Here is an 18,493-nt window from a genome sequence, read left to right as displayed (position 1 = left end):
ATTGTTGGCTTTCCGCCTTTTAACATTCCGCATCCAGGCCACGATGTCAAAGCGGCATGGAGTGGGAACATGTTAGCGAATGTGCAACTTTGAAAAGGGAGCGGTTCGCGCGATAACGACAGTCTTGGCGCAAATTTGCTACTGCCTGACGGATTCCTCAAGAATCTCGTTTTGTCGATTAAACTGAGACATTTACTCAGGCCTGCCCAGTGCCAGCCTCAAACCGCGGTGAGGCCAAAGGCCGGCCGAAGGCTCAGTATTCCCTCTCGTAGAAAATGCCGCCCTTGGCCTCGCCGCCATCATTGGCCTCGCCACGCAGCTTGACGCCGCGCCCCACATTGAGGTCGATCGTCGCCTTGCCCGATCCCGGCTTGTCGCCCTTTTGAATCGTCACATAGGTGCGGTCGTTGAGGTACTTGCCCGCCGACACGGCCGTGCCGCCCTGGTCGTCGGTGGTCACATCCAGATCGTCGACGCCGATTGCGCTGCGCAAATTTTCGAGCAGCGAGGTCGAGCCGCCGACACCGGCCAGCTGCCCCGCGGCCTCGGCCAGCTGGGCGATCTGCAGCGGCGACAGGTTCGACATCGAACGGCCGAAGATCAATTGCGCCAGCACCTCGTCCTCCGGCAGCGCCGGCACCGAGGAGAAGGTGAATTTTGGATTGGTCGCCTCGCCCGACACCACGATGGTCACGGTGGCGCTTGTCGTCGTCGATGTCGCGGTCAAATTGAGGTAGGGCACCAGCGAGCCGGAAAAGCCGACCGTGCCTTCGGTGAAGGTCAGCCGCTTGCCGAGGATCGACAGCCGCCCGCGCTGCAAGGTGAAGGTGCCGACCGCTTGCGGCGACGATGCTGGGCCGGTCAGCCTGAGCGAACCGCCGAGCTCGGCATCGACACCCCTGCCCTGGATGAATATCTGGTTTGGCGCGTTCACCGTGACATCGAGGTTGAGGCCGCTGCCGCCACCGCCGCTCGCGGTGGCGGGGCGCAAAGCCTTGTCCTGCGCCCGCACGCTGGCCGGCGCGTTCTTGTGCTTGACACCAAGTGCCGTCAGCGAGCCCGGCAGCTTCTCAGGAACGGTGATGACGGTCTTGGCAAGGTTGACGGTGCCCGAAATCACCGGCGCTGAGGTGAGCGGTCCCTTGATGGTCAGGTCGCCGCCGAGATTGGCCGTCACCACCCGCCCGTCAGTATAGCGGCCATCGACCAGCTTGATCGACAGGTCAGCAGGAAAACCTTGCGCCGGATTGATGCCGACCGTGCCGCTGGCCGACAGGCTGCCGCGTGTCGACAATGTGCCGGTCAGCCGGTTGATCCGGGCGACGCCATTGCCGATCGAAACGTCGGCGGCGATGTCGTTGACGGCAAGGCCCGAGCGCGCGTCGACCAGGCGGGCGCCGGACGTGCTGACAGTGCCGCCGATCACGGGCGATGTCGCCGGGCCGCGCACCTGGACATTGACGTTGGCCGTGCCGCTCAGCGACAGGCCTTGCGCGGCAAGCTTGGCGGCGAGGAAGGAAAACGGCACCTTGCCGTTGAAGTCGAGCACCAGCGCCGGCGTGCCCGCTGTGGTGACGCTGCCACCGCCCTTGAGGCCGAGCCCGGCGCCATCGCTGATATCGGCATTGAAGGTGAGTTTCTTGCCGGCGAACGTACCCGACGATGAGATGTTCATGCCGCCGAGGCCGGCGCCACGGGTCTGTGATGTCTGCACCCCGCCGGCGTCGATGTCGAAGGCAACAGCCGGATTGGCCGGTGCGCCGGTCACCTTGACGGTCCCTGAAATCGACCCGGCGGCATCGAGGCCCGGCGAGAAACTGTTGGCCAGCGAGGCCGGCACCTTCGACAGCGCGGCATTGATGTCGAGCGCCTGCCCGACCTTGCCGGTCACCGTAGCCGTACCACCGCCGAGGTTGAGCACCAGCCTGTCCAGTGTCGTCGTGCCATTGGCAATGCTGACGGTCGAGGCCTGCGCGATGGCGGCCTTGATGCCCTGCACCGTGGCCTGGCCGGAAGCGAGTTCGATGGTGGTCGTGCCGCCTGCCACTTTCACCCGGCCCGCGGCCTTTGCCGGAATGCCCTTGACGGTGGCGCCGCCGGAAAAGCCGGTCCAGTCGCCGTCGCGCTTGAGGTCGACATCGATGCCGCTGATGGCGGTGCCGCCGGAGATGACGTTGTCGGCGCGGATTTTGCCTGAGATGACCGGCCCGGCGAGATAGTTGGCGACCAGCGCATCGATCGACACCGTCTTTGCCTGCAGGTCACCGCGCGTGATCGAAGCCGTCGAAGCCTTGACGGCGACGTTGGGACCGTCGGCGGTCTTGGAGAAGGCGATGGTGCCGCGCACGTCGCCCTCGGCCTTTTCCAGCGCCAGCGCTGCCAGCGGTCCGATATCGGGCAGGTCGAGCGCGATGGTGCCGACCGGAACGAAAGCCTCGTCGAGCGCGAGGTCGCCGGAAATCTTGTTCTTGCCGAGCGAAAGCAACAGGCCGTTGATGGCGCTCTTGCCGTCGGCTGTGGCCAGCACCGCACTGCCTTGCAGCGCTTGTCCCGCGACATTGCCGGTCAGTTGCACATTGGCCGCCGGATTGGCTGCATCGGCCTTGCCGGTGGCCGTCAGCTTCAGCCTGGTGATTTCGCGTTCCGCCACCAGCAGCCGGTCGCTGTCCACGGTCAGTGACAGGTCCGGCGCCATGACAGGCCCTTGCGCGTTGAGCGCGAACGCGATGGCGCCCTTGGCATCCCCCGACAGCAGCGAGATGTCGGCCAACGCGCCCTTGATGTTGGCGCTGAGCTTGTTGTCGACAAGGCTGGCCTGGCCGTCGGCAGTCAGCGCGCCCGATACCAGCTTGACCGGATTGGCACTGACATTGCCTTGCGTATCGCGCTTCAGCGCGGCGCTAAGCTGCGTCCGCTCGGCCAGCACGCCACGCGCCGCTGCCGGCAATGCCGCCGACAGCGCATCGGCATTGAGGTTGAGGTCGATTGCTCCATCGGCGAAGGAGACGCGGCCATTGAAGGCGCTGTCGAGTGCCGCGCCCTGCACCGAGCCGCTGTCGATGGTGATTGCATCCGCCGCCAGGCTGCCGGCGACCTTGGCGGTGATCTTGCCGGCAATCAGCGGCGCGATGGTTGGATTGTCGAGACCGATCTTTTCCGCTGTCACCGTGCCCGAGATCGGGCCGGTTCGGCTTTTCACATCGAACGCATCGGAGTGCAGCGCCAGCGCGACGCCCTCGACCTTGGTGAAATTCGTCGCCACCGACGGCAGCACCGCCGAGATATCGAGCTTCGCTTGCGCAGCCTGGCCCGCCGCCTTCACCGACAGTCCCTGCAACTCGAGCTTGATTGGGCTCTCAGTGCTGCCGAGCGTCAACGGCAAGCTTGGGCCGGACGATGTCAGGTCGAGCGCGAAATCGCTGGCGCCGTTCGGGTTGATCGTGCCGGCCGCCTTGCCGGAGATTTTTTCGCCGGAAAGCGTCGCCTGGTCGAGAACCACGCCGCCGGCCACGGAATAACTGCCGGCCGCATCGAGGTCGAGCGGCCCGAGCCCGGCCTGGCGGGTCTGGCTGGTCTCGGCGCCAGCCAGTTTTGCATTGAAGCGGACGTCGGGATTTGCCGATGGTCCGGTGATTTGCGCCGTGCCGTCGAGCGTGCCCGCGGCATCGAGGCCGGGCGAAAAATCATTGGCAAGCGCCGCCGGCAAGGCGGAGAAATTTGCCGCCAGATCGAGCGTCTGGCCTGCCGTGCCGGAGAGCGTCACCGAGCCGCCGCCGAGATCGACCACCAGCCTTTGAATGGTGGTGACGCCATCGGCGATCGTCAGGCTCGACGGTTCGGTGATCGCCGCCTTGATGCCGCGCACCGTCGCTTCGCCGGACGCGATCTCGACGCTGGTCGTGCCGCCGGCGATCTTCGCCCGCCCCGCGGCCGTCGCCGGGATTCCTGATATGGTCGCGCCGCCGGTAAAATTGGTCCAGTCGCCGTCACGCTTGAGGTCGACGCCGATGCCGCTGACCACCGTCGTCCCCGAGGTCACGCTGTCGGCCTTGATCGTACCGGAGATCGCCGGGCTGTTGAGATAATTGGCGATCAGCGCGCTGACGGTGATTGCCTTGGCCGCCACATCGCCGCGCGCAATCGACACGCTGGCTGCGTTGACGGTGACGGTGGGCGCTTCGCCGTCCTTGGCGAAGACGACGGTGCCGCCGATATCGCCGGCCGCCGTCTGTCCGGCCAGCGACGCCAGCGGCGCAATATCGGGTGCGGAGATCGTCAGCGTGCCCAGCGGCAGGAAATGATCGTCCAACGCAAGATCGCCCGACACCTTGTTGTCGCCGAGCGCAACGCTGAGCCCGTTGATGGAGCGCTTGCCGTCGCTGGTCACCAGCGCCGCCTTGATGGCGAGCGCTTGGTCGTCGACCGAGCCGGTCAGCGAGACATTGGCGGCAGGGCTCACAATGTCGGCCTTGCCCGATGCGGTCAGCTTGATGTCTTTGACCGTACGCCCCGACGCCGTCAGGCTGGCGCTCTCGGCCGAAACCGAAAAATCCGGCGCGTTGCGCGCGCCGCTTGCCGTCAGCGCGAAATCGACGCCGCCGGCGACCGGCACGCCAACCAGCGGCGACAGCACCGAGACGTCGCCGAGCTTGCCCTTGATGTCGGCCTGGATGTCGCTGCCCTGCGCGCTGGCGGTGCCACTGGCGCTGAGCGAGCCGGAGGTGAGTTCGATCGAATTGGCGGCAAAGGAGCCTTGCGGATCGCGGGTGGCGGTCGCCGAGAATCTGACTCGTTCGCCAAGTAGCGAGCTGATCTGCGGCGGCAGCGCCGTCGACACCGCATCGGCGTTCATCTTCATCGTCATGGCGAGGTCGGCCAGCGTCACCTTGGCCGTCAGCCCGGCATTAAGCGCATCGCTGCGCAGCGTGCCTTCGTCGAGCGATATCTCATCCTTGCTGACCGTACCGGCAAGAGAGGCCGTCAGCTTGCCGGTGATCAGCGGCGCCAACGTCGCCACGTCGGTCTTCAGTCCGGCCGCCACCAGCGACACGCTGACCGGGCCACTGCGGTTCTCGATGTCGAAGCCGTCGGAATGGATCCGCGCATCCAGATTGTTCACCTGGGAGCCGCCCGCCACCACCGAGACCAGCGAAGCGCCGGCATCGATCATCGGCGCCTTGCCATCACCAAACGCGCGGGCGGTGACATTGTTGATGGCCACCATGATCGGCTGCGCGGCGTTGCCGACATTGATCACCACGGGCTCGGCTTTGGCCGCCAGTTCCACCGACAGGTCGCTGGCGCCTTTCGGGTCGACCATTCCGGCGGCGGTGCCGTGCACGGCGTCGCTCTCGATTGCGGCGCGCTCGATGTCGACGCCGCCGGCCGTGGTCGCGGTTCCGGCGAAGTCGAAACTGGTCTTGCCGGCGAACAGCGATCTGAACCGTTCCGGCAGAAAGCCTTCGAACGAACCGTCGCCCATGGCCTCTATCCGGTTGCCCTTGTCAGTCTGCTGATGACGGCCGGTGAGTTGGGTGACGATCTGACCGTCGACCATGAAGGTGCCGACGCCGCTCCAGTTGGCCAGCGGCCCGGTGCCGGAAACAACGATGTTGACCGGCGGCGCGCCCGGCAGCTTGAGCAGGTTGGCGATGATACCATCCGCCGGTTCGGACGCCTTGAGATCGACATCGAGCTTGTTGTCGGCGGGCGCGAAATGGATGTTGGCGTCGACATTGCCCTGCTTGCCGTCATGACGGGTGACGTTGAGCACCGTCTCAATTGCCAGCGGCGATGCATCGACCTTGGCCGATCCCTTGGCGGCGAGTTCGGCAATGCCGCTGCCGGCAAGCTGCTGACCCAGCGCGATCTGCGGCAGATCGATTGCTTTGATGTCGAGCGAAACCGGCAGGCCTGTCGACCCGCTTTTGCTCGGCTCGGTGCCCGCCACCGGCAGCCGCGCCAGTTCGATGCGCTCGGCTGCGATACGGTCGGCGCTGAAATTCTTCGACAGCAGCGCCAGCGGCGACCAGTCGACGGCCACCTTGCGCGCCACCAGCCAGGCGCCGTTGCGGTCTTCCAGCACGACATGGTCCACTGTCAGCGCACCCGACCAGATGCCGTCAATGCCGCTGACCGTGACTTTGCTGTCGGCTGATGAGGCCATGGACGAGATGATGCCGGCGAGGTTTTCGCGACCGCGCTCGGTCTTGGTCAGCACGACGAGCGCGCCAACGGCCGCCGCCACCACGATCAGCAGCGTGTAGAAAAAGAGGCGGAGGATGCGTTTGAACATCTTCATCGTCAGAACGCCTGTCCGATGCCGGCATAGATGCCGAAACGCGGGTCGCCACGGTCGCGATTGAGCGGCAGGGCGGCGTCGATGCGCAGCGGCCCAAACGGCGTGATGTAGCGCAGCCCGACGCCGGCGCCGACCTTGACGTCGGAAAAGTCGGGCGTCGATTTGGTCGACACGGTGCCGGCATCGACGAATGGCACGATGCCGATCGTGTCGGTCAGCGCTATGCGCATCTCGACCGATGTCTCGAAGAAGGACAACCCACCGATCGGCTGATTGTCGATGTCCTTGGGACCGATGCCTTGATAGGCGTAGCCGCGCACCGAACCGCCGCCGCCGGAATAGAAGCGCCGGTCGGCCGGAACGTGCTCGAGGCTGGTGCCGACGATCGAACCCAGGGCGACACGTTCGGCCAGCACGAATTTCGAGGCCGTGTCGAGCGACTGATAGGCCGATCCCTCGCCCTTCAGCTTGAGGAAGGCAGCACCGCTCATAATGTCGTAGCTCGGCTCGGCATAGGCCAACACCCTGAAGCCGCTGGTCGGGTTGAGGCGGTTGTCCCTGTTATCATAGACATATTGCAGCGGGATGCTGGCGATCAGGTATTTGTGCTTGCCGAAAGCGTCGGTGATCCTGGAATAGTCGAGCGCGATTTCAGCCGAAACCGTCTGCTTCTTGTCGATCTCATAGGACAGGCCGGTGCTGCCCTTGACCGAGAAATGGTCGTAGGCGTCGGGATGTTCGAGCACGGTCTTGACGCTGGCAATGAATTTCGAGGCCGGCCCGACCACGCCCGGCTTCTCGAACATGATGCCGGCATTGTAGTTGAGTTCGCTGAGATCATTGCTGCCGATGCCGCTGATCTTGCCGTCGATGCGCACTTTTTCGGCCCGGCCGAACAGATTGCGGTGGCCCCAATAGCCTTCGAGACCGAGCCCTTCGGTGTTGGAGAAGGTACCGCCGACGCCGAAATAGCGGGGCTTGCGCTCGCTGACCTGGACGCCGATCGGGATGTTGCCGTCGGCGTCGAGACTGTCGGCTTCCTTCAGCGTGACGCTGTTGAACACTTCGAGCCCGAGCAGCCGGTCGCGGGCATCGTCGATCTCGTCAGGTGAATATTGCCGGCCGCGTTTCAGCCCGGTCATGTATTCGGTGAACTCGCGATCGACCTTTTCGGTGCCCTCGACGGTGGTGTCGCCATAGCCGGCTACCGGACCTGCGGCCACCGTCAGCGTCACGTCGAGTGTCGAGGTGTTGTGCTCGGCAACGACCTGCCGGTCGGTGATCCGTGCCAGCGGCCGGCCCTCCTGCTTCAGCGCCCGCACGATCAGCGCCTCGGCCTTGAGCACCGCGCCCGAGCCGGCATCGCCGCCGGCAATCAGGCCGAAATCGGCGCTCGCCAGTCCGGCCGCATCGCCCTCCAGCCTGATGTTGCCGAGCGTGAATTTGGGGCCGCTGGCGATGCTGATCACCACCGGGATCGGCTGCGGACCGGAAAATTCGGCGTCGGGCGGCAAATCGTCGAGCGCCTTGCCCTGGATGGTGATGGTGACGACCCCTTCATAGCGGGCATCCGCATAAAGGGCGGCGACCAGCTGTTCGCGGTCGCTGCGCGCCTTGGCCAAAAGGCCGAGCGAACCGGAAACCGGGCGATCCTCGTCGGCTTTCAGCGACGAGGCGTTTTCGAGCTTTTTGAGCAAATCCTTGTCGGCATCGGGCGCCTCGATTGTCACGGCATAGCGCAGCGGGTCGACGATATCGGCGTCCTCGTCATTCGACGAGCCCCACAATTTGATGCCGAAAATCTCGAAGGCGGCCGCCGATGCCGATTCGGCGGCGAGCACGGTCGAGCACGCCAACGCCAGAAGCAGCGCGCGCGAAAGCGCACGCCGTGGCGCGGTTCCCTTCGACATCTGCCCTTCATACGCCGGCATTAAGACAACCTAGATTACAAAACTAAAATTGGAATGAAGTTCTGAAGTGCTCGTAAAGGGGCCACAATCCAATTGTCTGAAATAGGCAGGGCTTGGAATTCACACCTTTTGCGTTGCCGCAAGAAAGCGTGATCCCTTCCCTGTGGATGAACTATCGGCATACCGGCCATTTGCCGGTTTGGGAACCGTTGGCAGGCGGAAACCGGCCCGTCCTCGTGTTGACAAGCTTGACTGAAGCTTGAACAAGCCTTGGACGTCAGCAGTGTCTGGAGGGTGTTATGGCAATGCGCGCGGCTCGTGGTCTGTCTATCCTGATCCTTCTGTTTTTCGCCTGGGGAGCTGTCGCGCAAGCGGCCGAAGCGCGCCGGGTGGTGACCTCAAACAACTCCGACTATTTCGGTTTCGATCTCAGATCCGACCAGAACGTCAGCCTCGATCAGTGCAAGACGACATGCCTCGGCGACCCCGCCTGCCGCGCCTTCACCTACAACACCAAGGCCAAATGGTGCTTCCTCAAATCCGACTATAACCAGTTGAAAACATTCAACGGCGCCGTTGCCGGCAAGGTCGTCAATGTCGATGGCGACCCCGATATCGGCGCCCCGCCGGAACTCGCTTTCTTCCCCAACTGGATGGCTGACCAGGCCCAGCAATACCGCAACAAGCTGACCGATCCGGCCTATGACAAGCCGACGGACGGGCTGGAAGCGCTGCGGGCAGCGGCTGAACAGGCGGCGCTGACTGGCGACCATGGCCAGGCCATGCAGAAATACGAGGCCGCGGTTTCGGTCCTGCCCGACGACGGCCAGCTCTGGCTCGGTCTGGCGCGTGAAACACTCGCCATACAGCCGGCTAACGGCAGCTCCGAATCCTACAATCTGCCGGTCAAGGGCACCTCCGCCGCCATCAACGCCTACAAATTGCTGCGCACCACCAAGACCCGCGCCGAGGTGCTGGCGCTGCTCGGCAACGGCCTCGACCGCCGCGATCTCTACCGTCCGGCCCTGCAGGCCTATGAAGCGAGCCTCGCGCTGGTCAGTTCGCCGGCGGTCAAGGCCGAATATGAGGACCTCAAGGCCCGCAAGGGCTTCCGCGTCATCGATCATTCGGTCGACGCCGACACCAGCGCACCGCGCATTTGCGCGCAATTCTCCGAGGAATTGGTCAAGACCGGCGTCGACTACGCGCAGTTCGTCACCGTGGACAACCAGCCGCCCAAGGGCGTCGAAGCCAAGGACAAGCAGATCTGCGTCGAAGGCCTCGAACATGGCCAGCACTACGAAGTGACCTTCCGCGCCGGCCTGCCGGCGGCCATCGGCGAAGTCACCGCCGCCCCGGTTGTGCTGTCGATCTATGTCCAGGACCGCGCCCAGTCCGCCCGCTTCACCGGCGACAGCTTCGTGCTGCCAGCCGGCGCCCGCCGCGGCATCCCGGTGGTCACCGTCAACATGACTGCCGCGCAGATGAAGCTCTACCGCATCGGCGATCGTTCGCTGGCGCAGCTTCTGTCCGGCTACCAGTTCCTCAAGCAGCTCGACGGCTACGACATCTCGAGCATTTCCGACCAGATGGGCGAGCCGGTCTGGGACGGCCAACTCGACATCGCCAACGACCTCAACAAGGACGTCACGACGTCGTTCCCGGTCGACGAGGCCTTGCCGCAGCGCAAGCCCGGCGTCTACGTGCTGACCGCGCAGCCGGTCACCACGAACGGCGAGGACGATTACAATTCGCTTGCCACGCAGTGGTTTGTCGTCTCCGACATCGGTCTCTCGACCTATACCGGCCAGGACGGGCTGAACGTGTTCACCCGCTCGCTCGGCACCGCCAAGCCGATCGCCGGCGCCGAACTGACGCTGCTGGCCAGGAACAATGAGATCCTCGGCACCGCGACGTCGGACGCCGAAGGCCATGCCGTCTTCAACCCCGGCCTGACCCGCGGCGACGGCGGCATGGTGCCGGCCGTGCTGATGGCCAAGCAGGGCGACAACGACTTCGTCTTCCTCGATATGGGCCGCGCCGGCTTCGATCTTTCCGATCGCGGCGTCTCCGGACGTGCCGCACCTGGTGCGCTCGATGTCTATGCCTGGACCGAACGCGGCATCTACCGCGCCGGCGAGGACGTTCACGTCGCAGCCCTTGCCCGCGACGGCGCCTCCAAGGCGGTCGAGAATCTGCCGCTGACCTTCATCTTCACCCGTCCCGACGGCGTCGAGAACCGCCGCATCGTTGCCGACGGCGTCTCGGCCGGCGGCTATGCCGTCGACCTGCCGCTCGAAGCCAACGCCATGCGCGGCACCTGGACGGTGTCGATCTACACCGATCCCAAGCAGGCCGCCGTCTCCAGCCAGATGTTCCTGGTCGAAGATTTCGTACCGGATCGCATCGAATTCGACATGAAGTCCGACAAGCACGAGATCGCACAGGGCGAGACCGCCAACATCGACATTGATGGCCGCTTCCTCTATGGCGCGCCGGCAGCCGGCCTCGCGCTCGAAGGCGAACTGACGCTGTCGACGGCGCGCGACTGGGACCGTTTCACCGGCTATTCGTTCGGCCTCGCCGACGAGCAGTCGGCCGAACCTTCGGTCACCCCGTTCACCGGTCTTCCCGTGGTCGGCGATGACGGCAAGGCGACCTTCCCGGTCACGGTCGACCAGTTGCCATCGACCACCAAGCTGGTCGACGCCAAGGTCACGGTGCGCATGCGCGAAACCGGCGGCCGCGCCATCGAACGCTCGCTCAACATCGGCATCCGCCCGCAAGGCCACATGATCGGCATTCGTCCGGACTTCGCCGACAACGAGGTGCCGCAGGGCGGCACCGCCAAATTCAGCCTGATCGCGGTCGATCCTGAGGGCAAGCGCGAAACGCTGAAAGGCGCGCAGTGGTCGCTGGTCAAGGTCGAACGCAATTACCAGTGGTACCGCAACAACAACTCCTGGAACTACGAACCAGTTACCTTCACCAAGTCGATCGCCAACGGCCAGGTCGACCTCAGCGCCGATGCCGAGGCGACCGTGACGATGCCGGTCGACTGGGGCCAGTACCGGCTCGAGATCGAAACAGCCGATCCCGAGGGGCCGGCGACCAGCTATGAGTTCGACGCCGGCTGGTATGTCTCCTCGACCTCCACCGAAACGCCTGATGGGCTCGAAATCGCCCTCGACAAGGACAGCTACGCCGCCGGCGAAGTGGCCAAGCTGAAAGTATCGCCGCATTTTGCCGGCGAACTGCTGGTCACCATCGGCGCCGACAAGCTTCTGAAGACCGTCACGGCAACCGTGCCGGCCGGCGGCAGCACCGTCGACATCCCGGTCGGCGACGACTGGGGCGCCGGCGCCTACATCACCGCGACCCTGTTCCGGCCGGGCGATGCGCAGGAAACCCGCATGCCGGCCCGCGCTATCGGCGTGAAATGGCTGAAGGTCGATCCGGGCTCGAAAAAGCTCGCCGTCACCCTGACACCGCCGGACAAGACCATGCCGCGCCAGCAGCTGTCGGTCCCCGTCTCGGTGGCCGGCATTGCACCCGGCAGCAACGCCTATGTCACGGTCGCAGCCGTCGATGTCGGCATCCTGAACCTCACCAACTACAAGGCGCCGGATCCGGAGGACTGGTATTTCGGCCAGCGCATGCTGGGTCTTGAAGTCCGTGACATCTACGGCCGCCTGATCGACGGCTCGCTCGGCACCACCGGCAAGCTCAGGACCGGCGGCGACGGCGCCTCGATGCAACCGCAAGGCAGTCCACCGACCGAAAAGCTAGTCGCCTTCTTCTCCGGCCCGGTCCAGCTCGACGCCGACGGCAAGGCGCGGATCGACTTCGACATCCCGCAGTTCAACGGCACCGTGCGCGTCATGGCTGTCGCCTGGACCAAGGATGCCGTCGGCCATGCCACGACCGACGTCATTGTCCGCGATCCGGTGGTGATCACCGCCGGCCTGCCGCGCTTCCTGGCGCCGGGCGATGCCGCCATCATGCGGCTCGACGTCGCCGATACGGACGGTCCGGAGGGCGACTATGCCCTGTCGATCGACACCACGGGCGACCTCTCGACCGGCGACAAGCCGCTGCCTGAAAAGCTGACGCTGGCCAAGGGCAAGCGGCAGACGCTGACCGTGCCGCTTGTTGCACAGACGGCGGGCAATGCCTCGATCACCATCAAACTCGCCCATGGCGGTGGCACTTCCGTGGAACAGACGCTCTACGTGCCGGTTCGTCCGGCGCAATTGCCGATCACCACCCGCCTGGTCGTCGACCTCAAGGGCAATGGCGGATCGCTGCGCGTCGACAAGGAGCTGCTCGCGGCAAGCCTGCTCGACGGCGCCTCGGTCAGCGTCGGCGTTTCGCAGGCAGCCGCCTTCGACGTGCCGTCGCTGCTGATGACGCTCGACCGCTACCCCTATGGTTGCGCCGAGCAGACCACCAGCCGCGCCATGCCGCTGCTCTACGTCAACGATCTGGCGTCCTCCATCGGCATGGCAAGCGACCCCGATCTGCACGGCCGCGTCCAGGCCGCTATCTACAAGGTGCTGAGTTACCAGGCTTCGGCCGGCAGCTTCGGCCTTTGGGGTCCGGGCTCCGGCGATCTGTGGCTCGATTCCTATGTCACCGACTTCCTGACCCGGGCACGCGAGCAGAACTACGACGTCCCGGCGCTGGCGATGAGCCAGGCGCTGAGCAACCTGCAGAACTCGGTCGGCTACGACCAGGACGTCCAGGACCGCGGCAGCGAAATCGCCTACGCGCTCTACGTTCTGGCCCGCAACAAGAAGGCCTCGGTCGGCGATCTGCGCTACTACGCCGACACCAAGCTCGAAGCCTTCTCGAGCCCGATGGCCGTTGCCCAGTTGGCGGCGAGCCTGGCGCTCTACGGCGACGCACAGCGTTCGGAAGCGACCTTCCAGACGGCGCTGCAGCTGGCCAAATCGACCACCGACTACGACTACTACCGGTCCGACTATGGCTCGCGGCTGCGTGACGGCGCCGCGATCCTGGCGCTCGCCGCCGAATCGAAGCCGGTGCCGACCATCGTGCCGGAGTTGATCAGGCTGGTGGCAAGGGAACGCGCCGATGCCCGCTGGACCAGCACGCAGGACGAGTCCTGGATGCTTCTGGCGGCTCGTGCGCTGAAGTCGGGCAACGACTCGATCAAGCTGTCGGTCAACGGCGCGCCGCATGCCGGTGGTTACTCCACCCAGCTTAGCGGCACCGATATCGCCGACAGCCCGCTGACCATCGCCAACACCGGCACGACGCCGTTGCAGGCGGTTGTCACCACGGTCGCCTCGCCGGTCGAGCCCTTGCCCGCCGGCGGCGACGGCTTCAACATCGATCGCACCTACTACAAGCTCGATGGCACCGAAGCCAACGTCACCGAGGCGACGCAGAACGAACGCTACGTGGTCGTGCTCAAGATCTACGAGCAGAACCGCTGGCCGTCGCGCCTGCTGATCACCGACCTGTTGCCGGCCGGCTTCGAGATCGACAATCCGGGCCTGGTTTCCAGCGCCCAATTGTCGAACTTCACCTGGCTGGCGCAGACCGACGCTGCCCATCTCGAATTCCGCGACGACCGTTTCGTAGCCGCATTCAACCCCAACGACGGCGACGGCGACCGCAACATCATGCTGGCCTATGTCGTGCGTGCGGTGACGCCGGGCACCTATGCTCATCCGGCAGCCACGGTGGAGGACATGTACCGGCCGCAGTATTCGGCCCGCACAGCCACCGGCATGATGGAGATCAAGGCGCCATAAGGCGCCTTGATAGACGTAGCGATGGCGCTGCCCCTCATCCGCCTGCCGGCACCTTCTCCCCGTATAGAGACGGGGAGAAGAGGGCTGCTGCGATCGTCGGCACCTCTTTTGCAACGTTGGAAAGTGGCGAAAACCTCTGCGCAGGCCCCTTTCTCCCCGTCTCTATACGGGGAGAAATGCCCGGTAGGGCAATGAGGGGCGGCGCCATGCTTTCCAGGAAATTCCTTCGCCGCACCGCCATAACCGCAGCTGCCTGCGCCGGAATTCTCGCAATCGCTGCTGCTTCTCTGTGGGAACTCGACCGCGCCTTCCCGCCGCCCCTGCCCGAAAAGCTCACCGTCTCCACCGAGGTCCAGGACCGCGACGGCCAACTGTTGCGCGCCTTCGCCACGCCGGATGGCTACTGGCGGCTCGATACACACCTCGACCAGGTCGACAAGCAGTTCGTCGACATGCTGGTCACCTATGAGGACAAGCGCTTCTGGGACCATGACGGCGTCGACGTGCTCGCGCTGGCGCGTGCCGCCGGCCAGCTTGTCACCAACGGCCACATCGTCTCCGGCGGCTCGACGCTGTCGATGCAGCTTGCCCGCCTGATCGAGCCGCGCGAAAGCCGCAGCCTCGGCTCCAAGCTCAAGCAGATGCTGCGCGCCATCCAGATCGAGCGGCGGCTGTCCAAGCAGGAGATCCTCGAGCGCTACCTGACTTTGGCGCCCTATGGCGGCAATCTCGAAGGCGTGCGCGCGGCGTCGCTCGCCTATTTCGGCAAGGAGCCGAAGCGGCTGACCGTCTCGGAAGCCGCCCTGCTCGTGGCGCTACCGCAATTGCCGGAAAAGCGTCGGCCCGACCGCAATCTCGACATTGCGCACGCCGCCCGCGACCGCGTGCTGACCCGCATGGTTTCATCCGGCCTGCTTGGCGAGCGCGAGGCCGCGCGTGCTGCCCTTGACGATGTCTCGGGCCTGCGCCGCAAACTGCCGGCGCTGGCGCCGCACGCCGCTTATGCCATGTTGCCCAAGGCAGTGCCCGGCAGGCCGCTGCAACTGACGATCCGCAAAAGCGTCCAGCAAGGGCTGGAACAGGTGGCACGCGATGCCGCGATCAAGCTCGGCCCGCGGCTCTCCGTTGCCATGGTGATGGCCGATGCCCGCACCGGCGACATTCTGGGCGAAGTGGGCTCGGCCGATTTCTTCGATGCCAGCCGCTCCGGCTGGATCGACATGACCAAGATCGTGCGCTCACCCGGTTCGACGCTGAAGCCGTTCATCTATGGCCTCGCCTTCGAGCAAGGGCTGGTGGCGCAGGAAATGCTGATCGAGGACAGTCCGGTCGATTTCGGCGGCTACCGGCCGAAGAATTTCGACATGGGCTACCAGGGCGATGTCTCGATCCGCCAAGCGCTGCAGCTGTCGCTCAACGTGCCGGCGATCCGTGTGCTTGACTCCGTCGGCCCGGCACGGCTGATGGCGCGCTTCCGCCAGGCCGGCGTCAGCCCGGTGCTGCCGGTCAACGAGGCGCCGGGCCTCGCCATCGGCCTCGGCGGCGTTGGCGTGACGCTGCGCGAGCTCGTCCAGCTCTATACCGGGCTCGCCAATGGCGGCAAGGCGAACACCCTGCATGACGGCACCGAGCCGGCCAATTCCGAGCGCACCACCGCCACCATCCTCGACGCCCAGGCGAACTGGCAGATTACCGACATCTTGTCGGGCGTAAAGCCGCCCGAGGGCGCCTTGCAGCGGGGCATCGCCTACAAGACCGGCACGTCCTATGGCTACCGCGATGCCTGGTCCGTCGGCTTCGACGGCCGGTATGTGCTGGGTGTCTGGGTCGGCCGTGCCGATGCGGGTGCGGTGCCTGGCCTCTCCGGCTATGTCTCCGCCGCGCCCATTCTCTTCGAAGGCTTCGTCCGCTCGGGCCTCGCCGCAGTGCCGCTGCCCGGCCAGCCGGCCGGCGTCGTCAAGGCCAAGCGCGAAGACCTGCCGGTGACCCTGGCCCGTTTCGGCGCCGGCGCCGACGGGCTGGTGCAGGCAGGCCCGACCGAACCGGCGCCGACGATCATCTTTCCTCCCAACGGCGCCCGCGTCGATCTCGCCACCAACTCCGCCGAGGCCTCGCCGCTGGTGCTGAAACTGCAAGGCGGCCGCGCGCCGTTCCGCTGGCTCGCCAACGGCAAGCCGCTCGTCGGCATCGACCGCCGCCGCACCGCGACCTGGCTGCCCGACGGCGCCGGCTATTCGACGCTCACCGTCATTGACGCCGTGGGCCGCGCCGCCAGCGTGAAGGTGTTCGTTGAATAGACTGCGCCAGGCGATTCAGGGGATTGGGCTTTTTCGCCTGAAACCCGGCGCGAGGCACCCCCCCTCTGGCCTGCCGGCCATCTCCCCCTCAAGGGGGGAGATTATTCGCTTCGATGCCTTCGCAAATCCTCGACCTTAGAAAGACAGGGGCGGCGCCCAAACTGCCAATCTCCCCCCTTGAGGGGGAGATGCCCGGCAGGGCAGAGGGGGGTGCCGCGCACCATACCTTCCGCACCTTTGCCGCCATTCTCGCCACCTTGCTGATAACCCTCCCCGCCTCCGCCGATCCCCTGCCCGCAGGCTTTGTTCGCCTTGCCGATGTCGATCCCTCGATCCGCCAGGACATCCGCTATGCCGGCCTGGAAAACTTCCTGCACCGCAAGGCCGACGGCTATGACGCGCCCGTCTGTATCCTTACAAGACAGGCGGCGGAAGCGCTGTCCGGTGTACAGAAAACACTCGCCGCCGACGGGCTGACGCTGGTCGTCTTCGACTGCTACCGCCCGGCGCGCGCCGTCGCCGACATGGGCAAATGGACCAGAGAACGCGGCCCGCCCGATCCGCAATGGTACCCTCAGGTGCAGCGCGGCGACCTCATCGCCAAGGGCTATATCGGCGAACTATCCACCCATTCACGCGGCTCGACCGTCGACGTCGCCATCGCCCGCAGCGACGGCAAAAACAATTCATCGGCAGCCTGCGGCGCGGCCGGCGCCGGCACGCTCGATTTCGGCACCAGCTTCGACTGTTTCGACCCGGCGAGTGAAACCGCGCACCGGCCACTCGGCGTCGATGCTGCGGCAAACCGCAAAAGACTGCTCGATGCCATGCGCGCTGGCGGCTTCAAGAATTATGCCCGCGAGTGGTGGCACTACACGCTTCGGGATGAGCCGTTTCCAAAGCAGCGCTTCGACTTTCCCATCACTGCGGACTGAACCCCCGGCGAAGGCGGTCCTCTGCCGCCGCAGCCTTGCCCCCGCGCTGTCCGCTTCTAGATAGCGTCAAACCGGCCCGGATTCGGGTTAGGCTAGTATGAGGAAAATGTTTCCTCTCAGCGCGCAATAACAGCGAAAAATTGCTTCATGGGGGCAAAAAAGGCAACGTTGAATGCATCTAATTTCTATCAATTCGATAGAGTTCAGCCGTCATCAACGGAGGCGGAAATGACCAAACCTCATTTCAGGAAACTGCTCGGCGCACTGGTCGCCACATCGATCCAGTTCGGCACGCTCGGTTTCGCGTTTGCCGATACCACCATTCTCAACGTGTCCTACGATCCGACACGCGAACTCTACAAGGCCTATGACGAGGCCTTCGCCGCCCACTGGAAGGCCGAGAGCGGCGAAACCGTTACCATCCAGCAATCGCATGGCGGATCGGGCGCCCAGGCCCGCGCCGTGATCGACGGCCTCGATGCCGATGTGGTGACGCTGGCGCTCGAAGGCGACATCAACGCCATCGTCACCAAGTCGAAAAAGATCAATCCGGACTGGCGCAAAAAGTTCGAGAACAATTCGGCGCCTTACACCTCGACCATCATCTTCCTGGTCCGCAAGGGTAACCCGAAGGGCATCCATGACTGGAGCGATCTGGTCAAGGACGGCGTCCAGGTGATCACGCCGAACCCCAAGACGTCGGGCGGCGCGCGCTGGAACTATCTCGCCGCCTGGGCCTACGCCAACGCCAATGATGGCGGCGACGAAGCCAAGAACAAGGAATTCGTCGGCAAGCTCTACGCCAACGCTCCGGTACTCGACACCGGCGCGCGCGGCTCAACCGTCACCTTCGCGCAAAAGGGTATCGGCGACGTGCTGATCGGCTGGGAAAACGATGCCTATCTGGCGCTCAATGAATTCGGCGCCGACAATTTCGAGATCGTCTATCCGCCGACCTCGATCCTGGCCGAGCCGCCGGTGGCGATCGTCGACGCCAATGTCGATGCAAAGGGCACCCGCAAGGTCGCCGAAGCCTATCTCGGCTGGCTCTATTCCAAGGAAGCCCAGACGATCATCGCCAAGAACCACTATCGTCCTGCCAAGCCAGAACTGGTGGATGCGGCGGATATCCCGAAAACGCCTGAAATCAAGCTGATCTCCATCGACGATCCGCTTTTTGGCGGCTGGAAGAAGGCACAGCCTTACCATTTCGGCGACGGTGGTATATTCGACCAGATCTACAAGCCGGCCCAGTGAGCTAAAATCT

At 64.9% G+C, this 18,493-nt stretch carries 6 protein-coding genes; 4 read left to right on the top strand and 2 right to left on the bottom strand.

The genetic code is table 11. The annotated features are described in order from the left end of the window. Positions 1–253 precede the first annotated feature (253 nt). Together H0241_RS01550 and H0241_RS01545 are read right to left on the bottom strand one after the other, a co-directional pair. Positions 254–6,301, bottom strand: coding sequence for a translocation/assembly module TamB domain-containing protein (locus H0241_RS01550; RefSeq protein ID WP_181055669.1), 6,048 nt, complete (start codon positions 6,299–6,301; stop codon positions 254–256). A 2-nt stretch (positions 6,302–6,303) separates the two neighbouring features. Then, positions 6,304–8,232 carry an autotransporter assembly complex protein TamA gene (locus H0241_RS01545; protein WP_181055668.1) on the bottom strand — a complete coding sequence of 643 codons (1,929 nt, stop codon included), beginning with the start codon at positions 8,230–8,232 and terminating at the stop codon, positions 6,304–6,306. A 278-nt stretch (positions 8,233–8,510) separates the two neighbouring features. Between H0241_RS01545 and H0241_RS01540 the strand changes: the two genes are divergently transcribed. The 4 genes from H0241_RS01540 to H0241_RS01525 all read left to right on the top strand — a co-directional run bounded on the left by H0241_RS01540 (position 8,511) and on the right by H0241_RS01525 (position 18,483). Then, a complete protein-coding gene (locus H0241_RS01540) occupies positions 8,511–13,994 on the top strand; it encodes an alpha-2-macroglobulin family protein (protein ID WP_181055667.1) in 5,484 nt (1,827 codons plus the stop codon). A gap of 206 nt (positions 13,995–14,200) precedes the next feature. Then, the gene (gene pbpC, locus H0241_RS01535; RefSeq protein WP_235983866.1) at positions 14,201–16,291 is read left to right on the top strand and encodes a penicillin-binding protein 1C; all 2,091 of its coding nucleotides are present in this window, start codon (positions 14,201–14,203) and stop codon (positions 16,289–16,291) included. Between the two features lie 188 nt (positions 16,292–16,479). After that, on the top strand, positions 16,480–17,226 hold the full coding sequence (locus H0241_RS01530) for a M15 family metallopeptidase (RefSeq protein WP_235983864.1): 747 nt from the start codon (positions 16,480–16,482) through the stop codon (positions 17,224–17,226). Between the two features lie 228 nt (positions 17,227–17,454). Further along, a complete protein-coding gene (locus tag H0241_RS01525) occupies positions 17,455–18,483 on the top strand; it encodes a sulfate ABC transporter substrate-binding protein (protein WP_181055665.1) in 1,029 nt (342 codons plus the stop codon). Positions 18,484–18,493 lie beyond the last annotated feature (10 nt).

It is taken from the genome of Mesorhizobium neociceri, assembly GCF_013520985.1.
Classification (GTDB): Bacteria; Pseudomonadota; Alphaproteobacteria; order Rhizobiales; family Rhizobiaceae; genus Mesorhizobium; species Mesorhizobium neociceri.
The sequence above is the reverse complement of the archived record's forward strand: the minus strand, read 5'-3'. Positions and strand labels throughout refer to the sequence as shown.